Annotated in this window: 21 protein-coding genes; 18 read left to right on the top strand and 3 right to left on the bottom strand. The window is 44.0% G+C overall.

Annotated features, from left to right (window positions below; genetic code table 11):
• The first annotated feature begins 17 nt into the window (after positions 1-17).
• From AX677_RS04450 to AX677_RS04425, 7 genes are all read left to right on the top strand, one after another.
• Positions 18-704, top strand: a complete 687-nt coding sequence (locus AX677_RS04450; protein ID WP_060976302.1) for a Crp/Fnr family transcriptional regulator — start codon at positions 18-20, stop codon at positions 702-704.
• 104 nt (positions 705-808) lie between these two features.
• Positions 809-967, top strand: a complete 159-nt coding sequence (locus AX677_RS09515) for a hypothetical protein (protein WP_002906978.1) — start codon at positions 809-811, stop codon at positions 965-967.
• 26 nt (positions 968-993) lie between these two features.
• On the top strand, positions 994-2,223 hold the full coding sequence (gene arcA, locus AX677_RS04445; protein ID WP_060976301.1) for an arginine deiminase: 1,230 nt from the start codon (positions 994-996) through the stop codon (positions 2,221-2,223).
• Between the two features lie 50 nt (positions 2,224-2,273).
• A complete protein-coding gene (argF, locus tag AX677_RS04440) occupies positions 2,274-3,290 on the top strand; it encodes an ornithine carbamoyltransferase (protein WP_002900826.1) in 1,017 nt (338 codons plus the stop codon).
• Positions 3,291-3,456: 166 nt separating this feature from the next.
• Entirely contained in the window at positions 3,457-4,404 is a 948-nt protein-coding gene (gene arcC / locus AX677_RS04435; RefSeq protein WP_060976300.1) for a carbamate kinase, read from the top strand.
• A gap of 205 nt (positions 4,405-4,609) precedes the next feature.
• Positions 4,610-6,121: a YfcC family protein gene (locus AX677_RS04430; RefSeq protein WP_060976299.1), complete on the top strand. Its 1,512-nt coding sequence runs from the start codon at positions 4,610-4,612 to the stop codon at positions 6,119-6,121.
• A 21-nt stretch (positions 6,122-6,142) separates the two neighbouring features.
• Positions 6,143-7,480: a dipeptidase gene (locus AX677_RS04425; RefSeq protein WP_060976298.1), complete on the top strand. Its 1,338-nt coding sequence runs from the start codon at positions 6,143-6,145 to the stop codon at positions 7,478-7,480.
• Between the two features lie 126 nt (positions 7,481-7,606).
• Here the strand turns inward: AX677_RS04425 and AX677_RS04420 are convergent, their stop codons facing one another.
• Genes AX677_RS04420 through AX677_RS04410 form a run of 3 tightly spaced genes read right to left on the bottom strand, consistent with a single transcriptional unit; the run spans position 7,607 to position 9,311 of the window.
• Positions 7,607-8,077: an arginine repressor gene (locus AX677_RS04420; RefSeq protein WP_002896068.1), complete on the bottom strand. Its 471-nt coding sequence runs from the start codon at positions 8,075-8,077 to the stop codon at positions 7,607-7,609.
• A gap of 16 nt (positions 8,078-8,093) precedes the next feature.
• Entirely contained in the window at positions 8,094-9,122 is a 1,029-nt protein-coding gene (queA, locus tag AX677_RS04415; protein ID WP_002897950.1) for a tRNA preQ1(34) S-adenosylmethionine ribosyltransferase-isomerase QueA, read from the bottom strand.
• Between the two features lie 9 nt (positions 9,123-9,131).
• Entirely contained in the window at positions 9,132-9,311 is a 180-nt protein-coding gene (locus AX677_RS04410) for a hypothetical protein (protein WP_002897949.1), read from the bottom strand.
• A 134-nt stretch (positions 9,312-9,445) separates the two neighbouring features.
• Between AX677_RS04410 and nagB the strand changes: the two genes are divergently transcribed.
• From nagB to argJ, 11 genes are all read left to right on the top strand, one after another.
• Entirely contained in the window at positions 9,446-10,153 is a 708-nt protein-coding gene (nagB, locus tag AX677_RS04405) for a glucosamine-6-phosphate deaminase (protein ID WP_060976297.1), read from the top strand.
• A gap of 150 nt (positions 10,154-10,303) precedes the next feature.
• Positions 10,304-11,659: a DUF1958 domain-containing protein gene (locus AX677_RS04400; RefSeq protein WP_082730230.1), complete on the top strand. Its 1,356-nt coding sequence runs from the start codon at positions 10,304-10,306 to the stop codon at positions 11,657-11,659.
• A gap of 94 nt (positions 11,660-11,753) precedes the next feature.
• Entirely contained in the window at positions 11,754-12,923 is a 1,170-nt protein-coding gene (locus tag AX677_RS04395; protein ID WP_060976295.1) for an MFS transporter, read from the top strand.
• A 115-nt stretch (positions 12,924-13,038) separates the two neighbouring features.
• Positions 13,039-13,983, top strand: coding sequence for a competence protein CoiA (locus tag AX677_RS04390; RefSeq protein WP_060976294.1), 945 nt, complete (start codon positions 13,039-13,041; stop codon positions 13,981-13,983).
• Between the two features lie 35 nt (positions 13,984-14,018).
• On the top strand, positions 14,019-15,821 hold the full coding sequence (gene pepF, locus AX677_RS04385; protein ID WP_060976293.1) for an oligoendopeptidase F: 1,803 nt from the start codon (positions 14,019-14,021) through the stop codon (positions 15,819-15,821).
• A gap of 1 nt (position 15,822) precedes the next feature.
• On the top strand, positions 15,823-16,506 hold the full coding sequence (locus AX677_RS04380; RefSeq protein ID WP_060976292.1) for an O-methyltransferase: 684 nt from the start codon (positions 15,823-15,825) through the stop codon (positions 16,504-16,506).
• A 113-nt stretch (positions 16,507-16,619) separates the two neighbouring features.
• Complete coding sequence (prsA, locus tag AX677_RS04375; RefSeq protein ID WP_002904120.1) at positions 16,620-17,627, top strand: peptidylprolyl isomerase PrsA; 1,008 nt, start codon at positions 16,620-16,622, stop codon at positions 17,625-17,627.
• Between the two features lie 140 nt (positions 17,628-17,767).
• Complete coding sequence (locus tag AX677_RS04370; protein ID WP_185756081.1) at positions 17,768-18,349, top strand: LURP-one-related/scramblase family protein; 582 nt, start codon at positions 17,768-17,770, stop codon at positions 18,347-18,349.
• A 37-nt stretch (positions 18,350-18,386) separates the two neighbouring features.
• Positions 18,387-21,005, top strand: coding sequence for an alanine--tRNA ligase (alaS, locus tag AX677_RS04365; RefSeq protein WP_060976290.1), 2,619 nt, complete (start codon positions 18,387-18,389; stop codon positions 21,003-21,005).
• 241 nt (positions 21,006-21,246) lie between these two features.
• Entirely contained in the window at positions 21,247-22,269 is a 1,023-nt protein-coding gene (gene argC / locus AX677_RS04360; RefSeq protein ID WP_060976289.1) for an N-acetyl-gamma-glutamyl-phosphate reductase, read from the top strand.
• A gap of 17 nt (positions 22,270-22,286) precedes the next feature.
• Positions 22,287-23,480, top strand: coding sequence for a bifunctional glutamate N-acetyltransferase/amino-acid acetyltransferase ArgJ (gene argJ / locus AX677_RS04355; RefSeq protein WP_060976288.1), 1,194 nt, complete (start codon positions 22,287-22,289; stop codon positions 23,478-23,480).
• The last annotated feature ends 1 nt before the right edge of the window (position 23,481 follow it).

The raw sequence follows: 23,481 nt of genomic DNA, 5'->3' as shown, positions 1-23,481 counted from the left end.
CAAATAAAAGGGTTATCATGATTACCAAGGAGCATTATCAATTTATCCGGCAGCACCCTGCCTTTGTCAATCTGCCAGTGGAGCTTTTCGATAAATTAGCAGTGGAGATTCAGTATCGCAAGATTCCAAAAGGGCAAATTATCTTTTTTGCAGGAGACCGACGAGAGCGCCTTTTTCTCTTGTCTCAAGGCTATGTTCGGATTGAGCAGTATGATTCGACAGACACATTTTCTTATATGGATTATGTCAAGAAAGACAGTGTTTTCCCCTATGGAGGTATGTTTTTTGATGAGCGCTATCATTACACAGCCAGCGCTGTCACCAATGTCGAATATTTCTCCATTCCTATCGATTTGTTTGAAGATTATTCAAAGAAGAGTGTGGACCAGCTGTTGTTCATTACCAAGCGCCTATCGCAAATCCTGGAATTTCAGGAACTTCGTTTGCGCAATGTCGTAGCAGCTAGTGCAAGCGAGCGTGTTATCCAGTCTCTGTCGCTGCTCTGCATGGATTTGTGCAAGGAGGGGGATAGCTTGCCCTTTCCTATCAGTATGAAAGAGTTGGCAAAACTAGGAGCCACAACTCGGGAAACGGTCAATCAAGTTCTGAAAAAGCTCTTGGATGAAGGTCGGATTGAATACCAACATAAAAAATTAACTTTTAAAGAGAAAGAGTATTTTATGAAATACCTTGCTGGAAGCTAATCTATTTTGATTGGCTTCTTTTTTGTCAAATAAATTCAAAATATTCTAATATTAACCATGTACTGATTTTATTTTAAAAAATAAATATTCACAAAAATAATATAATGCATAAAATATTCAAAGAAAACGCTTTAAAGAAGAATATTATAAAAATAGAAATAGAAAAAAGCAAAGGATTTGACATTTGCAATGTAGGCTTTTTCTTGAAAGCGGTAGCATTAAATGCTAGAATAGTACATGTAAACGGGCTTAGAAAAACCTAAACCGCAAAGAAAAAGGAGGATAGTAGATGTCTACACATCCAATTCGTGTTTTCTCAGAAATTGGAAAACTGAAAAAAGTTATGTTGCACCGTCCTGGCAAGGAGTTGGAAAACTTGCAGCCGGACTATTTGGAACGTCTTCTCTTTGATGATATTCCTTTCTTGGAAGATGCACAAAAAGAACATGACAACTTTGCTCAAGCGCTTCGCAATGAAGGAGTTGAGGTGCTCTATCTTGAGCAGCTGGCTGCTGAGTCACTGACTTCCCCAGAAATCCGCGAGCAATTCATCGAAGAATATCTGGAAGAAGCCAATATTCGCGGCCGTGAAACCAAGAAGGCTATTCGTGAACTGCTCCATGGTATCAAAGATAACCGAGAGTTGGTTGAAAAAACAATGGCAGGGGTTCAAAAAGTTGAATTGCCAGAAATTCCTGAAGAAGCAAAAGGCTTGACGGACTTGGTGGAATCTGATTATCCATTCGCTATTGATCCAATGCCAAACCTTTACTTCACACGTGACCCATTTGCTACGATTGGTAATGCTGTATCGCTTAACCACATGTATGCAGATACTCGTAATCGTGAAACTCTCTACGGTAAATACATCTTCAAACATCACCCAGTATACGGTGGAAAAGTGGATTTGGTATACAATCGTGAAGAAGATACACGTATTGAAGGTGGGGACGAGTTGGTTCTTTCAAAAGATGTGCTGGCAGTTGGTATTTCACAACGTACAGACGCAGCTTCTATCGAAAAACTCTTGGTCAATATCTTCAAGAAAAATGTTGGTTTCAAGAAAGTTTTGGCCTTTGAATTTGCTAACAATCGTAAGTTCATGCACTTAGACACTGTCTTTACGATGGTTGACTATGACAAGTTCACTATCCACCCAGAAATCGAAGGCGATCTTCGCGTTTACTCTGTGACTTATGTCGACGACAAACTCAAGATTGTTGAAGAAAAAGGTGATTTGGCAGAAATCTTGGCAGAAAACCTTGGTGTGGAAAAAGTTCATCTGATTCGCTGTGGCGGTGGCAATATCGTAGCTGCTGCGCGTGAGCAGTGGAATGACGGTTCTAACACCTTGACCATTGCACCTGGTGTGGTAGTGGTTTATGACCGTAACACCGTTACTAACAAGATTTTGGAAGAATACGGCTTGCGTTTGATTAAGATCCGCGGAAGTGAATTAGTTCGCGGTCGTGGTGGACCACGCTGTATGTCTATGCCGTTTGAACGTGAAGAAATTTAGAAATCCAGTATTTTACTGATACTCAAAGAAAAGAAAGAGGAAATAATAGAATGACACATTCAGTATTCCAAGGACGTAGCTTCTTAGCAGAAAAAGACTTTAGCCGTGCTGAGTTAGAATACCTTATCGGTCTTTCAGCTCACTTGAAAGATTTGAAAAAACGCAATATTCAACACCACTATCTTGCTGGCAAGAATATCGCTCTCTTGTTTGAAAAAACATCTACTCGTACTCGGGCAGCTTTTACAACAGCAGCTATTGACCTGGGGGCACATCCAGAATACCTTGGTGCAAATGATATCCAGCTTGGTAAGAAAGAATCTACAGAAGATACAGCCAAAGTATTGGGCCGTATGTTTGATGGGATTGAATTCCGCGGCTTCAGCCAACGCATGGTAGAAGAATTGGCAGAATTCTCAGGTGTTCCAGTATGGAATGGCCTGACTGACGAATGGCACCCAACTCAAATGTTGGCTGACTACTTGACTGTTCAAGAAAACTTTGGCCGTCTGGAAGGCTTGACATTGGTATACTGTGGTGATGGACGTAACAACGTTGCCAACAGCTTGCTGGTAACAGGAGCTATCCTTGGTGTCAACGTTCACATCTTCTCACCAAAAGAACTCTTCCCAGAAAAAGAAATCGTTGAATTGGCAGAAGGCTTTGCGAAAGAAAGCGGCGCACGTATCCTCATCACTGAAGATGCTGACGAAGCGGTTAAAGGTGCTGATGTTCTTTACACAGACGTTTGGGTATCTATGGGTGAAGAAGACAAGTTTGCAGAACGCGTTGCCCTCCTTAAACCTTACCAAGTAAACATGGATTTGGTGAAGAAAGCTGATAACGAAAACTTGATTTTCTTGCACTGCTTACCAGCATTCCACGATACAAATACTGTTTACGGTAAAGATGTCGCTGAAAAATTCGGCGTAGAGGAAATGGAAGTAACAGACGAAGTCTTCCGCAGCAAATATGCTCGTCATTTCGACCAAGCAGAAAACCGTATGCACACAATTAAAGCGGTTATGGCTGCAACTCTTGGAAACCTCTACATTCCAAAAGTATAATCTTACCTAAGAAACCGTCTACCAACAGCTATGAGGGCTGCGACTAATAGCTTTAGTCCGGCCCTCTTTTATATGATAAGAAATGCTCATTTTCTTATTGAAAATTAAATAATCTACTAAAATAAATTGGAAGCGCATTCATTGAAGCGCATTTAAGGAGAATTTAATGGCAAATCGTAAAATCGTTGTAGCCTTGGGAGGAAATGCCATCCTTTCATCTGACCCATCAGCGAATGCACAGCAGCAAGCCTTGGCGGAAACTGCTAAACACTTGGTGAAATTGATTAAAAACGGGGATGATCTTATCATTACCCATGGAAATGGTCCGCAAGTAGGGAACTTGCTGCTGCAACAGTTGGCAGCAGACTCTGAAAAGAATCCTGCTTTCCCACTAGACTCTCTTGTGGCTATGACAGAGGGCAGTATTGGCTTCTGGCTGCAGAATGCTTTGCAAAATGCTCTCTTGGATGAAGGTATCGAAAAGAATGTTGCTTCTGTTGTGACGCAAGTAGTAGTTGATAAGAACGATTCAGCCTTTGTCAACCTCAGCAAGCCAATCGGTCCTTTCTACTCAGAGGAAGAAGCAAAAGCGGAAGCTGAAAAGAGCGGAGCGACTTTCAAAGAGGATGCTGGCCGCGGTTGGCGCAAGGTCGTTGCTTCACCAAAACCAGTGGACATCAAGGAAATTGAAACGATTCGTACGCTTTTGAATCAAGGTCAAGTAGTGGTAGCTGCTGGCGGTGGTGGAATTCCTGTCGTCAAAGAAGACAATGGCCATCTTACTGGTGTTGAAGCTGTTATTGACAAGGACTTTGCTTCTCAGCGCTTAGCGGAGTTGGTTGATGCAGACCTCTTCATCGTCTTGACTGGTGTGGACTATGTCTTTGTTAACTACAACAAACCAGACCAAGCAAAATTGGAGCATGTGAATGTTGCTCAATTGGAAGAATACATCAAGCAAGAACAATTTGCACCAGGCAGCATGCTTCCAAAAGTAGAAGCAGCTATTGCCTTTGTCAATGGCCGTCCAGAAGGCAAAGCAGTTATCACATCTCTGGAAAATCTGGGCGCTCTGATTGAGTCTGAGAGCGGTACGATTATTGAAAAAGGCTAGGCATAGAACTGATTGAAAGTCGATAGCAGCTGAACTCTGTCGCTGCTGCAAGTCTTTTCCTGAAAATCTTTGATTATTTTCAAAAATACTGGCTTTTTCAATGTTAATATGGTAAAATAAAAACAAAGTAAGCGTTTTCTTGTTTGCTCATACAGGGAAATGTAGGTTCGTAACCTCGTTAAAAAATTTTTAGGAGGGAATACAAATGAGTGAAAAAACAAAAAAAGGGTTTAAGATGCCTTCATCTTACACCGTATTGTTGATAATCATTGCCATTATGGCAGTGCTGACTTGGATTATCCCAGCCGGGGCTTTTGTAAAAGGTGTTTATCAGCCTCAGCCCCAAAATCCACAAGGAATTTGGGATGTCCTGATGGCACCGATTCGTGCTATGTTGGGTACGCATCCTGAGAAAGGATCCTTAATCAAGGAAACTACTGCAGCGATTGATGTTGCCTTCTTCATCCTCATGGTCGGTGGTTTCCTTGGTGTTGTTAATGAAACTGGCGCTTTGGATGTGGGAATTGCCTCTATCGTTAAGAAGTACAAGGGTCGCGAAAAGATGCTGATTGTTGTCTTGATGCCTCTCTTTGCCCTCGGTGGTACTACTTATGGTATGGGTGAGGAAACCATGGCCTTCTATCCGCTTTTGGTACCGGTGATGATGGCGGTTGGTTTTGACAGTCTGACTGGGGTGGCTATTATCTTGCTTGGTTCGCAAATCGGATGTTTGGCTTCTACGCTAAATCCATTTGCAACTGGTATCGCTTCAGCAACTGCTGGTGTTGGTACCGGTGAAGGGATTGCCCTTCGTCTTATCTTCTTGTTTGTCATGACAGCTCTCAGTACTTGGTTTGTTTATCGCTATGCAGATAAAATTCAAAAGGATCCGACCAAGTCACTGGTTTACAGCACTCGCGAAGAAGATTTGAAACACTTCAACGTTGAAACTTCTTCATCTGTTGAGTCAACTCTGAGCAAGAAACAAAGAATTGTCTTAGTATTGTTCATTTTGACATTCGTTCTTATGGTATTGAGTTTCATTCCTTGGACAGATCTCGGTATTACTATCTTTAAGGATGTCAATACCTGGCTGACAGGTCTTCCAGTACTCGGTAAGATTATTGGTTCATCTACTTCCGCACTGGGTACTTGGTACTTCCCAGAAGGAGCGATGCTCTTTGCCTTCATGGGAATCTTGATTGGTGTTGTGTATGGACTGAAAGAAGACAAGATTATCTCTGCCTTTATGAACGGTGCGGCTGACCTGCTTAGCGTAGCCCTAATCGTAGCAATCGCTCGTGGTATTCAAGTTATCATGAACGACGGTATGATTACAGACACTATCCTCAACTGGGGCAAACAAGGACTCAGCGGTCTATCATCACAAGTATTTATCGTCTTGACCTACATTTTCTACCTGCCAATGTCCTTCCTTATCCCATCATCATCTGGTCTAGCCAGTGCAACTATGGGAATCATGGCTCCAATGGGAGAATTTGTCAATGTCAAGGCTAGCTTGATCATCACAGCTTATCAGTCTGCTTCAGGTGTGCTGAACCTGGTTGCACCAACTTCAGGTATCGTTATGGGAGCTTTGGCACTCGGACGTATCAATATCGGTACTTGGTGGAAATTTATCGGCAAGCTGATTGTAGCTATCATTGCTATCAGTATTGGTCTCTTACTCCTAGGAACTTTCTTACCGTTCTTATAAGCTAGAAGCTGAGGTGATTCCATGAAAAATTTTATAACGGAAGAAGTTAAAGAAGATTTTCTTGAATCTTTGAAAACAATCGTTTCTTATCCTTCAGTACTGAATGAAGGTCAAAATGGAACACCTTTTGGACAAGCTATCCAAGATGTCCTAGAAAAAACTTTAGAAATCTGTCGGGAGCTAGGTTTTACAACCTACCTCGACCCTAAAGGTTATTACGGATATGCAGAAATCGGTCATGGAGCTCAGCTCCTGGCCGTTCTCTGTCATTTGGATGTTGTTCCATCAGGTGATGAGTCGGACTGGCAGACGCCTCCCTTTGAAGCAACTGTCAAGGATGGCTGGATTTTCGGCCGTGGGGTGCAGGACGACAAGGGACCTTCTATGGCCGCTCTTTATGCTGTAAAAGCATTGCTGGATAGCGGAGTGGAATTTAAAAAGCGGGTTCGCTTTATCTTTGGTACAGATGAGGAGACGCTTTGGCGCTGTATGGTTAGGTATAACCAGCTAGAAGAGCAGGCTGCACTTGGCTTTGCACCTGACTCTTCCTTCCCTTTGACCTATGCTGAGAAGGGGCTTTTGCAGCTTAAGCTGGAAGGGCCTGGCTCTGACACTATAGAGCTCGAAGCTGGTCAAGCTTTTAATGTCGTTCCTGCCAAGGCTTCCTATTCAGGCAGCCTACTGGAATCGGTCGTCACAGGGCTGGAAGATTTAGGCTATGAATATAAGCGAACGGCAGAAGAAGTAACGGTTATCGGCTTGCCTAAGCATGCCAAGGATGCTGCCCAAGGAGTCAATGCTATTATTCGCCTAGCCAAGGTCTTGCAGCCCCTGGATTCGCATCCGGCTCTTGCCTTTCTGCTTCAGGCGGTTGCTGAAGATGCGACAGGCAGCCGTCTCTTTGGGTTTGTGTCTGATGAACCGACAGGCTTTCTTTCCTTTAATGTTGCCGGTCTGACTTTAACCTCTGACCGCTCTGAGATTCGGATTGACATGCGGCTTCCGGTATTGGCAGACAAGGATAAGTTGGTTGAAAAGCTGGCAGAGATAGCCAGTCAATACGAGCTGACCTATAAGGAGTTTGATTACTTGGCTCCGCTTTACGTACCTTTGGACAGCGAGTTGGTCAGCACCCTGATGGAAATTTATCAGGAGAAAACAGGAGACGACAGTCCAGCTATGTCTTCTGGCGGAGCGACCTTTGCTCGTACTATGTCTAACTGTGTTGCCTTCGGTGCTCTCTTTCCGGGAGCTGATCAGACAGAGCATCAGGTCAATGAACGATTTCGCCTAGATGATCTGTATCGGGCCATGGATATTTACGCGGAAGCCATTTATCGTTTGGCTACGACACCTTAAATGAGCCATCTTCAAATCATATTTGTAGTGCATTGCTATGGTCAAGTATGGCTTGCTGATTTACTAATGGGTTTCATTGAGGCAAAAATCGTAAATAGAAAAAGCTGAGGCAATTTGTCTCAGCTTTTATTTACTAAAGAAAAATGGTGGGGTGAATTCTTTGAGCTTCTCAAAGCAGTCAAGGGCTCCTTGATCATCTTCGCAGATAATCAGACAGACGTCATCACCGCAGACAGTAGCTACAATCTGCGGCAGCTCTAAGGCGTCTAAGATTGCACCGAAAGACTGGGCCAACCCAGGCAGGGTTTTCATGACGACTTGATTTTGAACTGGCCGCAGCATGACCAAAGCATCCTCCATGTAGAAACGGAGGCGTTTTTCCCAACGGGATGGTGCGATGCTATTGATGATATAGTAGGAAGTATCGTTCTCACTGACCTTGACCAGATTGAGTGCTTTCATATCTCGTGAAAGAGTAGACTGGGTTACAATGACGCCGTTTGCTTCCAAATGTTCCTGAAGTTCTTGCTGGGTATGGATTTTTTTCTCCATGATTAAGGAGCGGATGAGACGGTGTCTGCTTTCAATTTTATTCATAAATTTTCACCTATAGTTATTTGATAAACATAGCATCACCAAAGCTGAAGAAGCGATAGCGCTCAGCAATAGCATGCTCATAAGCTTTAAGTGTTAAGGAACGTCCGGCAAAGGCAGAGACTAACATAACCAGAGTTGACTTGGGCAGGTGGAAGTTGGTTGAAAAAGCATCAACGATCTTCCAATCGTATCCCGGCTTGATAAAAATATTGGTCCAGCCAGAGTCAGCCTGAATCTGCCCCTGGAATTTACTGCCAATCGTCTCCAAGGTGCGGATAGATGTCGTGCCGACTGCAATGACACGTCCGCCATTTGCCTTGACCTGACGCAGTGTCTGGGCAGCTTCCTCGGACAGACTGTAAAATTCGGAGTGCATCTCGTGATCATCTAAGCTGTTTACAGAAACCGGTCGGAAAGTTCCTAGTCCGACATGAAGGGTTAGATAGACCAACTTGACTCCCTTGGCTGCAATCTGCTCCAATAGCTCCTCTGTGAAATGAAGTCCAGCAGTTGGCGCAGCAGCAGAGCCGTTTTCTTTGGCATAGACAGTCTGGTAGCGTTCGCGGTCTGCCAGTTTTTCGTGGATATAAGGCGGCAGCGGCATTTCTCCCAAACTTTCCAAGACTTCTAGGAAAATCCCTTCATAGCCAAAGCGTACGATTCGACCGCCATGGTCAAGCTCCTCTACCACAGTAGCAGTTAAGCGGCCATCGCCAAAGGAAATGTGAGAACCTACTCTGAGGCGCTTGGCTGGCTTGGCTAGCACTTCCCAATCATCGCCCTGGGTATTTTTGAGTAGCAGCAGCTCGACATGGCCCCCTGTCTCAGGCTTGATACCATAAAGGCGGGCAGGCAGGACACGTGTATTATTCATAACTAGGGCATCGCCGGGCTGGAGCTGATCAATAATCTGGTCAAAGTGCTGGTCGGAGAAGGCTCCCGTTTCTTTATCGACCACTAGCAAGCGGGAAGCATCCCTTTTCTCCAAAGGTGTCTGAGCAATCAGCTCTTCGGGCAAGTCAAAATCAAAATCAGCGGTATTCATCGTATCTCCTTATATTGTTTTCATCAGCCAGAGTAGGTAGGCAGCGAGTAGGAAGGGACTGGCTGTCAGCAAGCCTCCTAAAATCAAACTTACAATCTGCCAGCCTGGTTGTTTTTTCATGAGGAAACTCAAGCTGCAGAGTAAGACTCCAACTAAAAATAAAATCAATAAAACAATCAGTAAAAACATGTCTCTATTATAACACGATTTGCCGCAAAAGGAAGCGAGCATGACTAAAAAGTATGTCTATTTTGCAGACTTTTTCTTGACAAAAATTGGTCTATACCATATAATAAAATTAAGAAAAGAAGTGGAGGTAGAAAATGAAAATTATTCAAGTGGAAAACCAAGTAGAAGGTGGCAAAGTGGCTCTTGAGCTGCTCAAAGAAAAGTTAGCTCAGGGGGCAAAAACTTTAGGCTTAGCTACAGGCAGCAGCCCAGAAGGATTTTACAAGCAGATCGTTGAGAGTGACCTTGATTTTTCAGAGATGTTCAGTGTTAATCTGGATGAATATGTCGGTTTGCAGGAGGACGATCCTCAGTCTTATCGCTATTTCATGAACCAGCACCTCTTTAACCAAAAGCCTTTTAAAGAAAGCTTCCTGCCTAATGGCGCAGCGAAAGATTTAGAAGCAGAAGTGGCGCGCTACAATCAGCTTCTTGCAGAGCATACTGCTGATTTGCAGATTTTGGGAATCGGTACGAATGGTCATATCGGCTTTAATGAGCCGGGGACTAGTTTTGAAAGCCAGACTCACTTAGTGGATTTGACACCGTCCACCATTCAGTCCAATGCTCGATTCTTCGACAAGATGGAAGATGTTCCGACTCAGGCTATTTCCATGGGGATTGGCAATATCCTAAATGCTAAGTCCATCATTCTCTTTGCTTACGGTTCAACAAAGGCCAAGGCTATAGCAGGGACTGTTGAGGGTGAGGTGACGGAGGAGCTGCCAGGTAGTGCTCTCCAGAAGCACCCAGATGTTGTGATTATCGCTGATAAGGAAGCACTTAGCTTGTTAAAAGACTAAGATTTTGATATTGATGCTATAAAACTGGCTTTGCCAGATAAAAGTCTCTTAATTTCCTATCTATTTTTTAGGTAGGATTTTTAGATTTATGGTTGACTTTGCGTAAAATATGATATACTAGATAGGTATAATTGTTCTTTGGAGGATCCTGTGAAGAAAAAGCTTTTGTTATTGGGAATTGTGTTCCTGACCTCTTTAGCGCCACTAGCTGCTAGGGCTGATGAATTGGTGGATATGGCTAAAAAGATGTATCCGCATGATAATGTTCAGGCGATTAATCGTCCCAAGTCTTCTCTCGTTATTGACGGCAGTACAGGTGATGTTGTCTGGGAGGATAATGTCGATGAGGTGCGTGATCCTGCTAGTATGAGTAAGCTCATGACGCTTTACTTGGTCTTTGAAGCGATTAAGGAAGGAAAAATAAGCGAAAAGACGGTCATTACAGCTACACCTCAGGATCAGGCCACCGCTAATATTTATGAAATTTCTAATAATAAAATTGTCGCTGGTGTGGATTATACGGTATCTGAGCTGATTACCATGACAATCGTGCCTTCATCCAATGCGACAACCGTTATGCTGGCCAATTATTTATCGGACAATGATCCAGATGCTTTCTTGGATCGGATGAATGCCAAGGCTCAAGAACTGGGCATGACGAATACCAAGTGGTTCAATGCCAGCGGTGCAGCGGCGGTTTCTTTTAAGGGCTATTATAATCCTCAAAACTACGATAATTATGCCAGCAATCAGACAACAGCCCGTGATTTGGCGATTCTGGCCTATAACTTTGTCAATCACCATCCTGAGATTCTAAACTATACTAATAAAGCCAAGGTTACGGTTAAAGCCGGAACTCCTTACGAAGAAACCTTTGAAACCTATAATTACTCTCTGCCGGGTGCTAAATACGCACTCAAGGGCGTAGATGGCATGAAGACGGGTTCTAGCCCTAATGGTGCTTTCAACTATATCGCGACCATTAAGCGTGGAGATCAGCGCATGATTGCTGTGATTATGGGAGTCGGTGACTGGTCTGACCAAGACGGTGAGTATTACCGCCATCCTTTTGGTAATGCTTTGATTGAGAAGGCTTATGCGGACTACGAGTACAAAAAACTCTTATCCAAGGGTGAGCAGGAGATTGATGGACAGAAATATAAGCTGCCTGAGGATTTCTACGCTACTGTTAAAAAGGGAACCGAGCCTAAAGTCAAGGTTGAAAACAATGTTCTCAAGGCTGAAAATGGCTTGAAGACCTTGTCTAGCAAGATCTCTGATGAAATGAAAGTCGAGAAAGTTGAGAATCCAGTTGCTCAGGCTATTGAAAATGTGACTGGCGGCAAGTCGGAAAGCAAGCCTTGGTATGGTGTGTTCTTCAGTGATAAGATGTTGATTCTGCTGCCTGTTGGCATCCTGCTAATCATTCTGTACTTTGAATACCGCAGTCGTCAAAAACGCAAGGCTGCAAAGCAGGAACGTCGTAGAAATACAGATGTTGAATAAAGGGAATTTCCTCTGTCACATACGAACGGAATGACTTTCCAAGCTAAAACTCAGTTCTTTTGCTGAGTTTTCTTTCTGCCTTAAGGAGATTTTCATGCGAAAAAAGTTTCACAACAGCTATCTGGCTCATTTTTTACTCTTTAATTTTTTCTTTCTAGCCTATTCTCTTTTTTCGACTCTGATATCAGTCTATATGCAGGACTTAGGTTATTCTAATGCCCAAGTATCTATGGTAGTGTCAGCTTCCTTCTTTGCTTCCATGTTGGCTCAGCCGCTGTTTGGGATTCTCAGCGATGCTTTGGGGATTAAAAAGATCTTCCTTTTTAGCTTTCTAGTTATGATGGTTGGGGCTGTATTTTTCATGAAAGCGACTCAGCTTTGGCAGTTACTGGTCTGGTATAGTCTGGTCCTCATGCTGGTTAACGGGGTCAATCCAGTCATGGATGTTCTGGCAGCTCAAAGTCCTTATACTTATGGTAAGATTCGGATTTGGGGAACCATTGGCTATGCACTAGGCTCTCAGCTGGCAGGATTGATCTATCAAAGAGTCTCACCGCAGGCTATTTTCCCAGTTTTTATTGGCATGATGCTTATCAGCAGCATAGGACTTTTGGGAATCCAGCCCAAGCACGACCGAGCAGCCCTAGAAAGCAGGAATACCCGCAAGCAGACAGGTCTGGGGAAGCTCTTGACCAACAAAACCTATCTCTTTTACCTGCTTTTGGTCGCCCTTTACTCTGGAGTGGGGAATACTGGTCATACCTATATCCCTGCCATGCTACAGCATAGTGGCTTAGAGGTGGATATGGCTTCGACTGTTGTTGCCCTATCAGTTCTGGTTGAAGCGCCTTTTATCTTTTATTCCTATCTCTTTATGGACAAGATTTCGATGAAGAAGCTTCTTTATATCTGTTTGGGAATCATCTTTCTCCAGTACAGCGTTTATGCCTTGGATCTAGGTTTGATTTCGAAAATCGGGATGACTCTTTTTTCCAAGCACGTGACGGGCATGGTTTTGATTATGGTGACCCTAAAAATCGTAGCCAGCTTGGTCGATGAAAAATACCTAGTTACAGCCATTGCTTTGGTCCAGACAGCCCGCAGTCTAGGAACCATTCTCATTCAAAATCTTGCGGGTCACTTTTTGGACAGTTGGGGCTACGAAGGAATGAACCTCTTTCTAGCAGCTATTATCTGCTTAGTCTGTCTCCTGGCCCTCTTTCTAAAATTGCCAGAACGAAAAGGAAACCAATTATTTGGATAATTAAAAACGAGTCGGAGAGATGTTCTCTTGACTCGTTTTTTGATGGTGTAGATCTTTTCTCTTTTCTTTTGCGAATATTTTAGTAAATGAGAGAAATTTTAGAGGGGGCTAGGATATGTTTGTGGCGAGAAATCATAAGGGGCTTTTGTGTAATACTCTGGAGGAGAAGATTGAGAAGGGGGCTGATTTCGTCTGCCCGGCTTGTTCAGGGGCAGTCCGTTTTAAAAAAGGGAAGGTTATGCAGCCGCATTTTGCGCATGTTTCGCTAGAAGAGTGTCGTTTTTACAGGGAAAATGAGAGCGCTGAGCACCTGAACCTTAAGGCGGAGCTTTTTCGCTGGGCTGTCCAGACAGAAGAAGTTGAGGTGGAGGCTTTTTTGCCTGCTCTGCAGCAGATTGCTGATCTACTGGTTGATGAAAAACTGGCGCTTGAAGTCCAGTGCAGTCCCCTAAGTATAGAACGGTTGCAGGAACGGACGCTTTCTTACCGCCAGCATGGTTATCAGGTTCTCTGGCTTTTGGGGCGAAAACTTTGGCTCAAGGATTCCCTAACCCGCTTGCAGAAGGATTTTCTCTATTTTAGTAAAAATATGGGCTTTCATCTATGGGAGCTGGATCAAGAAAAGCAAGTTCTGCGTCTCAAATACCTGATTCACGAAGATCTGCATGGAAAAGTCCAACACAAGACTAAGAACTTTACCTTTGGTCACGGTCAGCTTTTGGATATTTTGCGTTTGCCCTTTCAAAAGCAGGAGATGAACAGTTTTCTGGCCCAGCAAGATCTGCACATCTGCAATTATATCCGCCGTCAGCTTTATTATCAGCAGCCTAGATGGATGAGGCTGCAGGCCCAGCTCTACCAGAATGGCGATAATCTATTGACTAAGACTGCAGAGGATTTTTATCCGCAGGTTCGGCCAATACAAGCTACCTCCTTCTGTCAGATAACTACTGACCTGACTGACTATTACCAGCATTTTGAGAATTATTACGCCAATCTCCAGCAAAAAAATCTGCAAATTGTTTATTCACCGGCTTTTTATACAAGGATTTTACGTTGATTTGTGATAGAATAGGGGAGTCGGAGGATTTTTTTATGGCAAAACAAAGAAATGAAATTGAAGAAAAATATACTTGGGATTTGAGTACTATTTTCCCAACAGATGAAGCCTTTGAAGCCGAGTTGGCGCAGGTTTCAGAAGAAGTGAAGAAAGCAGCTAGTCTGGCTGGGCATTTGCTGGATTCAGCGGACAGTCTCTTAACAACGACTGAAGTACAGTTAGACTTGATGCGTCGTATTGAAAAGCTTTATTCTTATGCTCACATGAAGAATGACCAGGATACTCGTGTAGCTAAGTATCAGGAGTATCAGGCTAAAGGCATGACTCTTTACAGCGATTTTGGTCAAAGCTTTGCCTTCTACGAGCCCGAATTTATGGCGATTACAGAAGAGCAGTACCAAGCTTTCCTTGCTGAGCAGCCAGGTTTACAGCTTTATCAGCATTATTTTGACAAGCTTTTGAAAAAGAAAGTTCACATCCTAACACAGCGCGAAGAGGAGCTATTGGCCGGTGCTGGTGAAATTTTTGGTGCAGCGGGCGAAACCTTTGCTATCTTGGATAATGCAGATATCGTCTTTCCTATGGTGCATGACGAAGATGGAAATGAAGTTCAGCTCAGCCATGGTAACTATATTACCTTGGTCGAGTCTAAGAACCGAGAGGTCCGTAAGGAAGCTTACGAGGCTCTCTACAGCGTATACGAGCAGTATCAGCATACCTATGCCAAAACTCTGCAGACCAATGTCAAGGTTCACAACTACAATGCGAAGGTCCGCAAGTTTTCATCTGCCCGTGAAGCGTCCTTGTCAGCGGACTTTATTCCAGAAAGTGTCTATGACAGCTTAGTTTCAGCTGTCAATAAGCATTTGCCTCTTTTGCAGCGTTATATCGCTTTGCGAGCGAAAATTTTAGGAATTTCTGACTTGAAGATGTATGATATGTACACACCCTTGTCAGAGACAGACTACAAGTTCACTTATGAGGAAGCCTTGGCTAAGTCTGAGGAAGTTCTGGCTATTCTGGGTGAGGATTATTTGAGCCGAGTCAAGACAGCCTTTTCAGAGCGCTGGATTGATGTTCATGAAAATCAAGGTAAGCGCTCAGGGGCATACTCAGGCGGGTCTTATGATACCAATGCCTTTATGTTGCTCAACTGGCAGGACACGCTGGATAATCTATTTACCTTAGTGCACGAGACAGGCCACAGTATGCACTCCAGCTATACTCGTGAGACCCAGCCTTATGTTTACGGGGATTATTCTATCTTCCTAGCTGAGATTGCTTCAACGACCAATGAAAATATCCTGACAGAGAAGCTCTTGGAAGAAGTAAAAGACGACGCTACTCGCTTTGCTATCCTCAATCACTTCTTGGATGGCTTCCGGGGCACAGTCTTCCGTCAAACCCAGTTTGCGGAGTTTGAGCACGCTATCCACAAGGCTGACCAAGAAGGTCAAGTTCTGACCAGCGAGTTTCTCAATGAACTCTATGCTGATTTGAACGAGAAATACTACGGTTTGAATAAAGAAGACAATCCGCAGATTCAGTACGAATGGGCTCGGATTCCGCATTTCTACTATGATTACTATGTTTTCCAATATTCGACAGGATTTTCAGCGGCTTCTGCCTTGGCTGAAAAGATTGTCCATGGCAGTCAGGAAGACAAGGACAAGTATCTGGACTATCTGAAAGCTGGGAACTCTGACTATCCCCTCAATGTCATCAAAAAAGCAGGGGTGGATATGGAAAAAGAAGACTACCTAAATGCTGCTTTTGCTGTCTTTGAGCGTCGTCTGGATGAATTCGAAGCCTTGGTAGAAAAGTTGGGACTGGCATAAGATGGTCGAGACTTATAATCAAAACTCTAATCCCAATATGCGTCGGCCAGTGGTCAAAGAGGAAGTCGTAGACTTTATGAGACAGCGTCTCCAGCCAGTCACTGGTGGACTCAAGGAACTAGAGGATTTTGCCAGAGCTGAAAATGTGCCCGTGATTCCTCATGAGACAGTGGCTTACTTTCGTTTGCTTCTCGAAAGTCTGCAGCCAGAGAAGATTTTAGAAATCGGTACGGCTATTGGTTTTTCGGCCCTTTTGATGGCGGAGCATGCTCCTCGGGCTCAGATTACAACTATTGATCGCAATCCAGAGATGATTGAGTTGGCCAAGGCTAATTTTGCTAAATATGACAGCCGTCAGCAGATCACCCTGCTGGAAGGTGACGCAATGGATTTGCTTGAGACACTGGAGGATTCTTACGACCTTGTCTTTATGGACTCTGCCAAGTCCAAGTATGTGGTCTTTCTGCCTCAGGTCCTCAAGCGCCTCAATCCTGGTGGTCTGGTTCTCATTGATGATGTCTTTCAAGGTGGCGATGTTGCCAAGCCTTTTGAGGACATTAAGCGTGGCCAACGGGCTATTTACCGCGGCTTGCACAGTCTTTTCGATGCAACTTTGGACAGTCCAGATTTGATTGCCAGCCTGCTTCCTCTGGGGGATGGGCTGCTTATGATTAGAAAAAAATGACATCTCTGATTTTTTCCTAATTTCCAAAAATTTTTAGTAAAATTTAAGATATCAATTCAAATTTGTGCTACAATAGAAAACGTGAACTTTTAAGAATAAGGAGTCAATATAAAATGAAGAAAAAAATATTTGCAGGAGCTGTGACACTCTTGTCAGTCGCTGTATTAGCAGCATGTTCTAACTCAGAAGGCAAGGACATCGTGACCATGAAAGGAAACACGATTACTGTCAATGAATTCTATGATCAAGTGAAAAACAATGGTGCAGCTCAGCAAGTCTTGCTGCAGATGGCTATCAAAGACATCTTTGAAGAAAAATACGGCAAAGACGTCAAAGACAAGGATGTTAAAGATGCTTTCGAAAAGTCTAAAACTGCTTACGGTACAGCTTTTGCCCAAGTCTTGGCTCAAAACGGATTGACCGAAGATGCCTACAAGGAGCAAATCCGCACCAATATGCTGGTAGAGCATGCCGTTAAGAAGGCTGCTGAAAAAGAGCTGACTGACGAAAACTACAAGGCTGCCTTTGAAAACTACACGCCAGAAGTAACAGCTCAAATCATCAAGGTTGACAGCGAAGACAAAGGTAAGGAAGTTCTTGAAAAAGCTAAAGCTGAAGGAGCAGACTTCAGTCAAATCGCTAAGGAAAACTCTACCGATGCTGCCACTAAGGAAAAAGGCGGAGAAATCAAGTTTGACTCTGGCTCTACTGATGTTCCAGATGCTGTCAAAAAAGCTGCCTTTGCTTTGGAAGAAAATGGCGTTTCAGACCTTGTGACTGTGCCAGATTCACAGTACTCAGCAAGCTACTATATTGTTAAGCTGGTCAAGAAGTCAGAGAAATCTTCTAACTGGAAAGACTACAAAGATAAACTGAAAAAGATTATCATTGCGCAAAAAGAAAAAGATACTAGCTTCATCCAAAGTGTTGTGGCGAAAGAGTTGAAAGATGCCAACATTAAGGTTAAGGACAGTGCTTTCCAATCTATCTTTGCTCAGTATATCGAAACGACAGGTTCTTCAACTTCTTCATCAAGTGCTGCCAGCAGCTCAAAGACATCTGAGTCTAGCTCAGCAGCTGAAAGCAGTTCAGCAGAAGCTTCTTCATCAGCCGCAGAATAAGGTTGACGAAAAGACAATAAGCAAGTATAATAAGACTGGTGAGAATTGATTTTTCAAGTTCTTAGTTCAGAGAATTGGCGGTGCTGCGAGCCATCTAAGACGGAGAATCATGCTACTCATCTTGAAAAATAGAATACGAAATGAGAATGACAAGTTCATTGAATGAAGGTGGTACCGCGGTTTTTCGCCCTTCAGACAAGGAGCTTGTCTTTTATGTTGACTGTGGAGGTAACATAATGAAAACCTATCTTGTCAAACAGAAATTTCGCTTAGGCGGCGAACGCTTTGATATCAAGGACGATCGAGGAAATGTGGATTACCAAGTGGAAGGCTCTTTCTTCCAGATTCCTAAGACCTTTACTATCTATGATAGTCAGGGTCAAATCGTCAGTCAGATTACCAAGACCCTTATAACCCTCCTGCCCCAGTTTGAAATCAAACTCAGCAGTGGGCATAGCTTTTATATCCGTAAGAAATTCTCTTTTTTGCGTGATAAGTATAAATTTGATAATTTGGGTCTACGAGTTGAAGGGAACATCTGGGATTTAAACTTTCGTCTGCTGGATGACAGCAATCAAGTCGTTGCAGAGATTACCAAGGAGCTCTTCCATCTAACCTCTACTTATCAGGTGAGTGTCTATGATGTGACTTATTCAGATCTGGTCATTTCCCTCTGTGTCGCTATTGATTATGTCGAAATGCTGGAAAATTCGTCCTCATAATGCAATTATTTTAGAAAAAAATTAAGGAGAAAAAGAAATGAAACAAATGTCAAGTGCTCAGGTTCGTCAAATGTGGCTGGATTTTTGGGCAAGTAAAGGTCATGCAGTAGAACCGTCTGTCAGCTTGGTGCCGGTCAACGATCCAACCTTGCTCTGGATTAACTCTGGTGTAGCAACCCTCAAGAAATACTTCGATGGAACCATTATTCCAGAGAATCCTCGGATTACCAATGCTCAAAAGGCCATTCGGACCAACGATATTGAAAATGTCGGAAAGACTGCCCGCCACCATACTATGTTTGAAATGCTGGGCAACTTCTCTATCGGTGATTATTTCCGCGATGAAGCGATTCAGTGGGCTTACGAGCTTTTAACTAGCCCTGAGTGGTTTGATTTTCCCAAAGATAAGCTCTACATGACCTACTATCCAGACGATAAGGACTCTTACAACCGCTGGATTGCTATGGGCGTTGAGCCTAGTCATTTGATTCCGATTGAGGACAACTTCTGGGAAATCGGTGCGGGACCTTCTGGGCCGGATACAGAGATTTTCTTTGACCGAGGTGAGGCTTTTGATCCAGAAAATATTGGGGTCCGTCTCTTAGAAGAAGATATTGAAAACGATCGCTATATCGAAATCTGGAATATCGTCTTGTCACAATTCAACGCAGACCCTGCTGTACCGCGTAGCGAGTACAAGGAATTGCCACATAAGAACATTGATACGGGCGCAGGGTTGGAGCGTTTGGTCGCAGTTATCCAAGGGGCTAAGACCAACTTTGAGACCGACCTCTTCATGCCAATTATTCGTGAAGTAGAGAAGCTGTCTGGCAAGGTCTATGACCAAGATGGCGACAATATGAGTTTCAAGGTTATCGCAGACCATATCCGCTCGCTTTCCTTTGCCATTGGTGATGGGGCTCTTCCTGGAAATGAAGGTCGAGGCTATGTTCTTCGTCGTCTGCTCCGTCGTGCTTCAATGCATGGTCAAAAGCTGGGGATCAATGAGCCATTCCTTTACAAACTTGTACCAACTGTGGGCAAGATTATGGAAAGCTACTATCCAGAAGTTCTTGAAAAGCAAGAATTTATCGAAAAGATTATCAAGAGTGAGGAAGAATCTTTTGCTCGTACTCTGCACTCTGGTCAACACTTTGCAGAAACAATTGTGGCAGATTTGAAAGCTAAGGGACAAACTGTTATTGCTGGTCAAGATGCCTTCAAACTCTACGATACTTACGGTTTCCCGCTGGAGTTGACTGAAGAAATTGCTGAAGAAGCAGGCATGACTGTGGACCGTGCTGGCTTTGAAGCAGCTATGAAAGAGCAGCAGGATCGGGCGCGTGCGTCTGTCGTCAAGGGCGGCTCAATGGGCATGCAAAATGAAACCCTGCAGGCCATCACTGTAGAGAGTGTCTTTAACTACGAAAAAGAAGAGCTAACTGCTGAACTCCTTGCTATCGTGGCGGATGATGCATCAGTAGAGTCTGTTGAGACAGGAACAGCTGCTCTCATCTTTGCAGAAACACCATTCTATGCAGAAATGGGTGGTCAGGTAGCTGACCACGGTCAAATCTTTGATGGAGCAGGCAATCTGGTAGCGCAAGTTAAGGATGTGCAAAAAGCGCCAAATGGTCAGCCACTGCATACTGTAGAAGTTTTGGCTCCTCTGGCTCTGGGTCAAAGCTATAAACTGGAAATTGACTACAGCCGCCGCCATCGCGTGATGAAAAACCACACGGCAACCCACCTCCTGCATGCTGCCCTGCATAATGTTCTTGGTAACCATGCAACACAGGCAGGCTCTTTGAACGAAGTAGAATTCCTGCGCTTTGACTTTACGCATTTCCAAGCGGTGACAGCAGAAGAGCTGCGCGCTATCGAGCAAGAAGTCAATGAGAAAATCTGGGAAGCCCTTGCTATAGAGACAGTAGAGACAGATATTGACACGGCTAAGGGAATGGGTGCCATGGCGCTCTTTGGCGAAAAATATGGTAAAGAAGTTCGCGTCGTAACCATCGGCGACTACTCTGTCGAGCTTTGCGGAGGAACCCACGTAGGCAATACTTCTGAAATCGGTATTTTCAAGATTGTCAAAGAAGAGGGGATCGGATCCGGAACTCGTCGTATCTTGGCGGTCACCAGCAAGGAAGCTTTCACAGCCTACCGTGAGGAAGAAGAGGCGCTCAAGGCTATCGCTGCGACTCTCAAGGCACCGCAAATCAAGGAAGTACCTCACAAGGTAGAAGCGCTGCAAGAGCAGCTGCGTCAACTGCAAAAAGAGAATGCAGAGCTCAAGGAAAAGGCAGCAGCAGCGGCCTCTGGTGAAGTCTTCAAGAATGTTCAAGAAGCAAATGGACATAGCTTTATTGCTAGTCAGGTCTCTGTTTCTGATGCAGGTGCCCTGCGTACCTTTGCGGACACTTGGAAGCAGAAGGACTATTCAGATGTTCTTATACTGGTCGCAGCAATTGGTGACAAGGTCAATGTTCTTGCAGCCAGCAAGACCAAGGACATCCATGCTGGTAATCTGATTAAGGAATTGGCACCGATTGTAGATGGTCGAGGCGGCGGTAAGCCAGACATGGCTATGGCCGGTGGCAGCAAGCAATCAGCTATCCCAGCCCTGCTAGCAGCAGTTGCTGAGAAGATGTAATATGAGATAACAGATAGATGAAAAGGTCTGCTCTTTGGGCAGACCTTTTTCTGTGCTCTCAGCTCTCTTACTTCTCTGTATGAAAAGTCAATAAGTCGTTTTTCGGCAATAAATTATGAATTGTTTTAGAATAAATAATGATATTTTCAAAAATATTGCATAAAAATACAGAAAACACTTGACAAAGGGAAAATATGCGAGTAAAATAAAACGCATATTTATACGGAGGTGTTTTAAAAATATGCGAATTTCGATTGTAGGAATTACTGGTTACTCAGGAATGGAACTCCTCCGTATTTTGCTGCAGCATCCGCAGGCAGAAGTCGTTTCCCTTCATGCCAGCCAAGATATAGAGGCTCCTGTGTCAGAGCTTTATCCTCATTTGAAGGGGATTTGCGACCTGAAAATAGAAGCTTTCGACAGTCAGGAAATAATGCGACGAGCAGATCTTGTTTTCTTTGCAACGTCAAGCGGAGTGGCTAAAGATTTGTCAAAAGACTTTGTTGAAGCAGGATTTCCAGTCATTGATCTATCAGGAGATCATCGTTTGCCAGGGAATATTTATAAAAAATGGTATCAGAAAGAGCCGGCTGAAGACTATGTTCAAAAAGCGTTTATTTATGGGCTGTCTGAGTTTACAGATATCAGAGGGAAGCGATTTATTGCTAATCCCGGCTGCTATGCGACGGTTACAGAGTTGGCCTTGATTCCCTTGCTGAAGGCTCGGGCTATTGAGCTGGACTCCATTATTGTCGATGCCAAGAGCGGCTTGACTGGAGCAGGGAAAAATCCAGCTGCATCCAGCCATTTTGTTCATGTGCATGACAATTATGTGACTTACAAGCTGAATCAGCATCAGCATATTCCGGAGATTGTGCAGCAGTTGCAGCGTTTTGATGAGAAATTGCAGCAGATTCAGTTTTCAACATCCCTCATTCCACTCAATCGTGGTATCGTGGCGACAGTTTATTGCAAGTTGAAAGAACCTTTGACTCGAGAAGAGCTGGCTGCTATTTACCAGGAATGCTATCAGGATAAGCCTTTTGTCCGTATTCAAGCAGCTCTGCCGAATCTGCACCAGATTGTCGGTACTAATTATACAGATATTGGTTTCGACTATAATCCTGTGACAAATATTTTAACTGTCGTGGCTGTGCTAGATAACCTGATTAAGGGGGCTGCTGGTCAGGCGGTTCAAAATATGAATCTGATGCTGGGCTTTCCCGAAACAGATGGACTACTCAGTCAACCGTCCTATGTCTAGATGAGAAAGGGTTAGATATGAAGATTATTGATGGAACGATTGCCAGTCCGCTAGGCTTTTCGGCTGACGGTTTACACGCTGGCTTTAAGAAAAAGAAGTTGGATTTTGGCTGGATTGTATCAGAAGTACCGGCCAGTGTGGCAGGAGTCTATACAACTAATAAGGTCATTGCTGCTCCACTTCTAGTGACCAAAGCATCAATCCAAAAGAGCCAGAAATTGCAGGCAATAGTGGTTAATTCTGGTGTTGCCAATTCCTGTACAGGCCAGCAGGGACTGGACGCTGCCTATGAAATGCAGCGATTGACTGCTCAAAAGCTGAAGATTGAACCCGACTTGGTAGGTCTGGCTTCTACAGGAGTCATCGGCGAGCAGCTTCCAATGGATACTCTGAAAAATGGTCTGTCACAGATTCTAGTGAGTGGTAAGGCAGAAGATTTTGCTGAGGCTATCTTGACGACGGATACTTGTACCAAGACCTGTGTAGTCACAGAAGAGTTTGGCTCGGATCTGGTGACGATGGCGGGAGTGGCTAAGGGATCGGGCATGATTCATCCAAATATGGCAACTATGCTGGCCTTTATCACTTGTGATGCCAATATTTCCAGTGCTACCTTGCAAAAGGCTCTCAGTCAGCATGTGGAGACAACTTTCAACCAAATCACGGTGGATGGAGATACATCGACCAATGACATGGTGCTAGTCATGGCAAATGGCTGCCGACAAAACGAAGAAATCCTGACAGATACGGAAGAATTTGAAAAGTTTTCCAAGATGCTCCGCTATCTTATGGCTGACTTGGCTAAGAAAATTGCCAAGGATGGCGAAGGAGCAACCAAGCTGATTGAAGTCAATGTTCGGCATGCCAAGGATGAACAGAGTGGCCGTATGATTGCTAAGAGTGTCGTTGGCTCTAGCTTGGTCAAAACGGCTATTTTTGGTCAAGATCCCAATTGGGGCCGAATCTTAGCAGCTATCGGCTATGCGGGAGCAGATGTCTCGGTGGATTATATTGATATTTGGATTGAAGGGATTCCAGTTATGCAGGCTTCTAGCCCTGTGGCTTTTGACCCCGAGGAAACAAGTGATGCCATGGCTGGAGAGCTGCTAACCTTGACCATTGACCTACACGATGGGGACGCTGAAGCTCAGGCCTGGGGCTGCGATCTATCCTATGATTATGTGAAAATCAATGCCCTTTATAGAACCTAAG

The organism is Streptococcus sp. CCH8-C6, from assembly GCF_001557225.1.
Taxonomy (GTDB): domain Bacteria; phylum Bacillota; class Bacilli; order Lactobacillales; family Streptococcaceae; genus Streptococcus; species Streptococcus sanguinis_C.
This window is presented reverse-complemented; position numbering and strand designations above follow the sequence as displayed.

What these genes read in the sequence shown, in the direction of transcription:
- prsA (WP_002904120.1), top strand. Translation starts at nt 16,620, where the DNA reads ATGAAGAAAAAAATATTTGCAGGAGCTGTGACACTCTTGTCAGTCGCT.
- AX677_RS04380 (WP_060976292.1), top strand. Translation starts at nt 15,823, where the DNA reads ATGGTCGAGACTTATAATCAAAACTCTAATCCCAATATGCGTCGGCCA.
- AX677_RS04430 (WP_060976299.1), top strand. Translation starts at nt 4,610, where the DNA reads ATGAGTGAAAAAACAAAAAAAGGGTTTAAGATGCCTTCATCTTACACC.
- pepF (WP_060976293.1), top strand. Translation starts at nt 14,019, where the DNA reads ATGGCAAAACAAAGAAATGAAATTGAAGAAAAATATACTTGGGATTTG.
- arcA (WP_060976301.1), top strand. Translation starts at nt 994, where the DNA reads ATGTCTACACATCCAATTCGTGTTTTCTCAGAAATTGGAAAACTGAAA.
- AX677_RS04370 (WP_185756081.1), top strand. Translation starts at nt 17,768, where the DNA reads ATGAGAATGACAAGTTCATTGAATGAAGGTGGTACCGCGGTTTTTCGC.
- argJ (WP_060976288.1), top strand. Translation starts at nt 22,287, where the DNA reads ATGAAGATTATTGATGGAACGATTGCCAGTCCGCTAGGCTTTTCGGCT.
- nagB (WP_060976297.1), top strand. Translation starts at nt 9,446, where the DNA reads ATGAAAATTATTCAAGTGGAAAACCAAGTAGAAGGTGGCAAAGTGGCT.
- AX677_RS09515 (WP_002906978.1), top strand. Translation starts at nt 809, where the DNA reads ATGCATAAAATATTCAAAGAAAACGCTTTAAAGAAGAATATTATAAAA.
- AX677_RS04425 (WP_060976298.1), top strand. Translation starts at nt 6,143, where the DNA reads ATGAAAAATTTTATAACGGAAGAAGTTAAAGAAGATTTTCTTGAATCT.
- AX677_RS04395 (WP_060976295.1), top strand. Translation starts at nt 11,754, where the DNA reads ATGCGAAAAAAGTTTCACAACAGCTATCTGGCTCATTTTTTACTCTTT.
- arcC (WP_060976300.1), top strand. Translation starts at nt 3,457, where the DNA reads ATGGCAAATCGTAAAATCGTTGTAGCCTTGGGAGGAAATGCCATCCTT.
- argF (WP_002900826.1), top strand. Translation starts at nt 2,274, where the DNA reads ATGACACATTCAGTATTCCAAGGACGTAGCTTCTTAGCAGAAAAAGAC.
- AX677_RS04410 (WP_002897949.1), bottom strand. Translation starts at nt 9,311, where the DNA reads ATGTTTTTACTGATTGTTTTATTGATTTTATTTTTAGTTGGAGTCTTA.
- queA (WP_002897950.1), bottom strand. Translation starts at nt 9,122, where the DNA reads ATGAATACCGCTGATTTTGATTTTGACTTGCCCGAAGAGCTGATTGCT.
- AX677_RS04450 (WP_060976302.1), top strand. Translation starts at nt 18, where the DNA reads ATGATTACCAAGGAGCATTATCAATTTATCCGGCAGCACCCTGCCTTT.
- AX677_RS04420 (WP_002896068.1), bottom strand. Translation starts at nt 8,077, where the DNA reads ATGAATAAAATTGAAAGCAGACACCGTCTCATCCGCTCCTTAATCATG.
- argC (WP_060976289.1), top strand. Translation starts at nt 21,247, where the DNA reads ATGCGAATTTCGATTGTAGGAATTACTGGTTACTCAGGAATGGAACTC.
- alaS (WP_060976290.1), top strand. Translation starts at nt 18,387, where the DNA reads ATGAAACAAATGTCAAGTGCTCAGGTTCGTCAAATGTGGCTGGATTTT.
- AX677_RS04390 (WP_060976294.1), top strand. Translation starts at nt 13,039, where the DNA reads ATGTTTGTGGCGAGAAATCATAAGGGGCTTTTGTGTAATACTCTGGAG.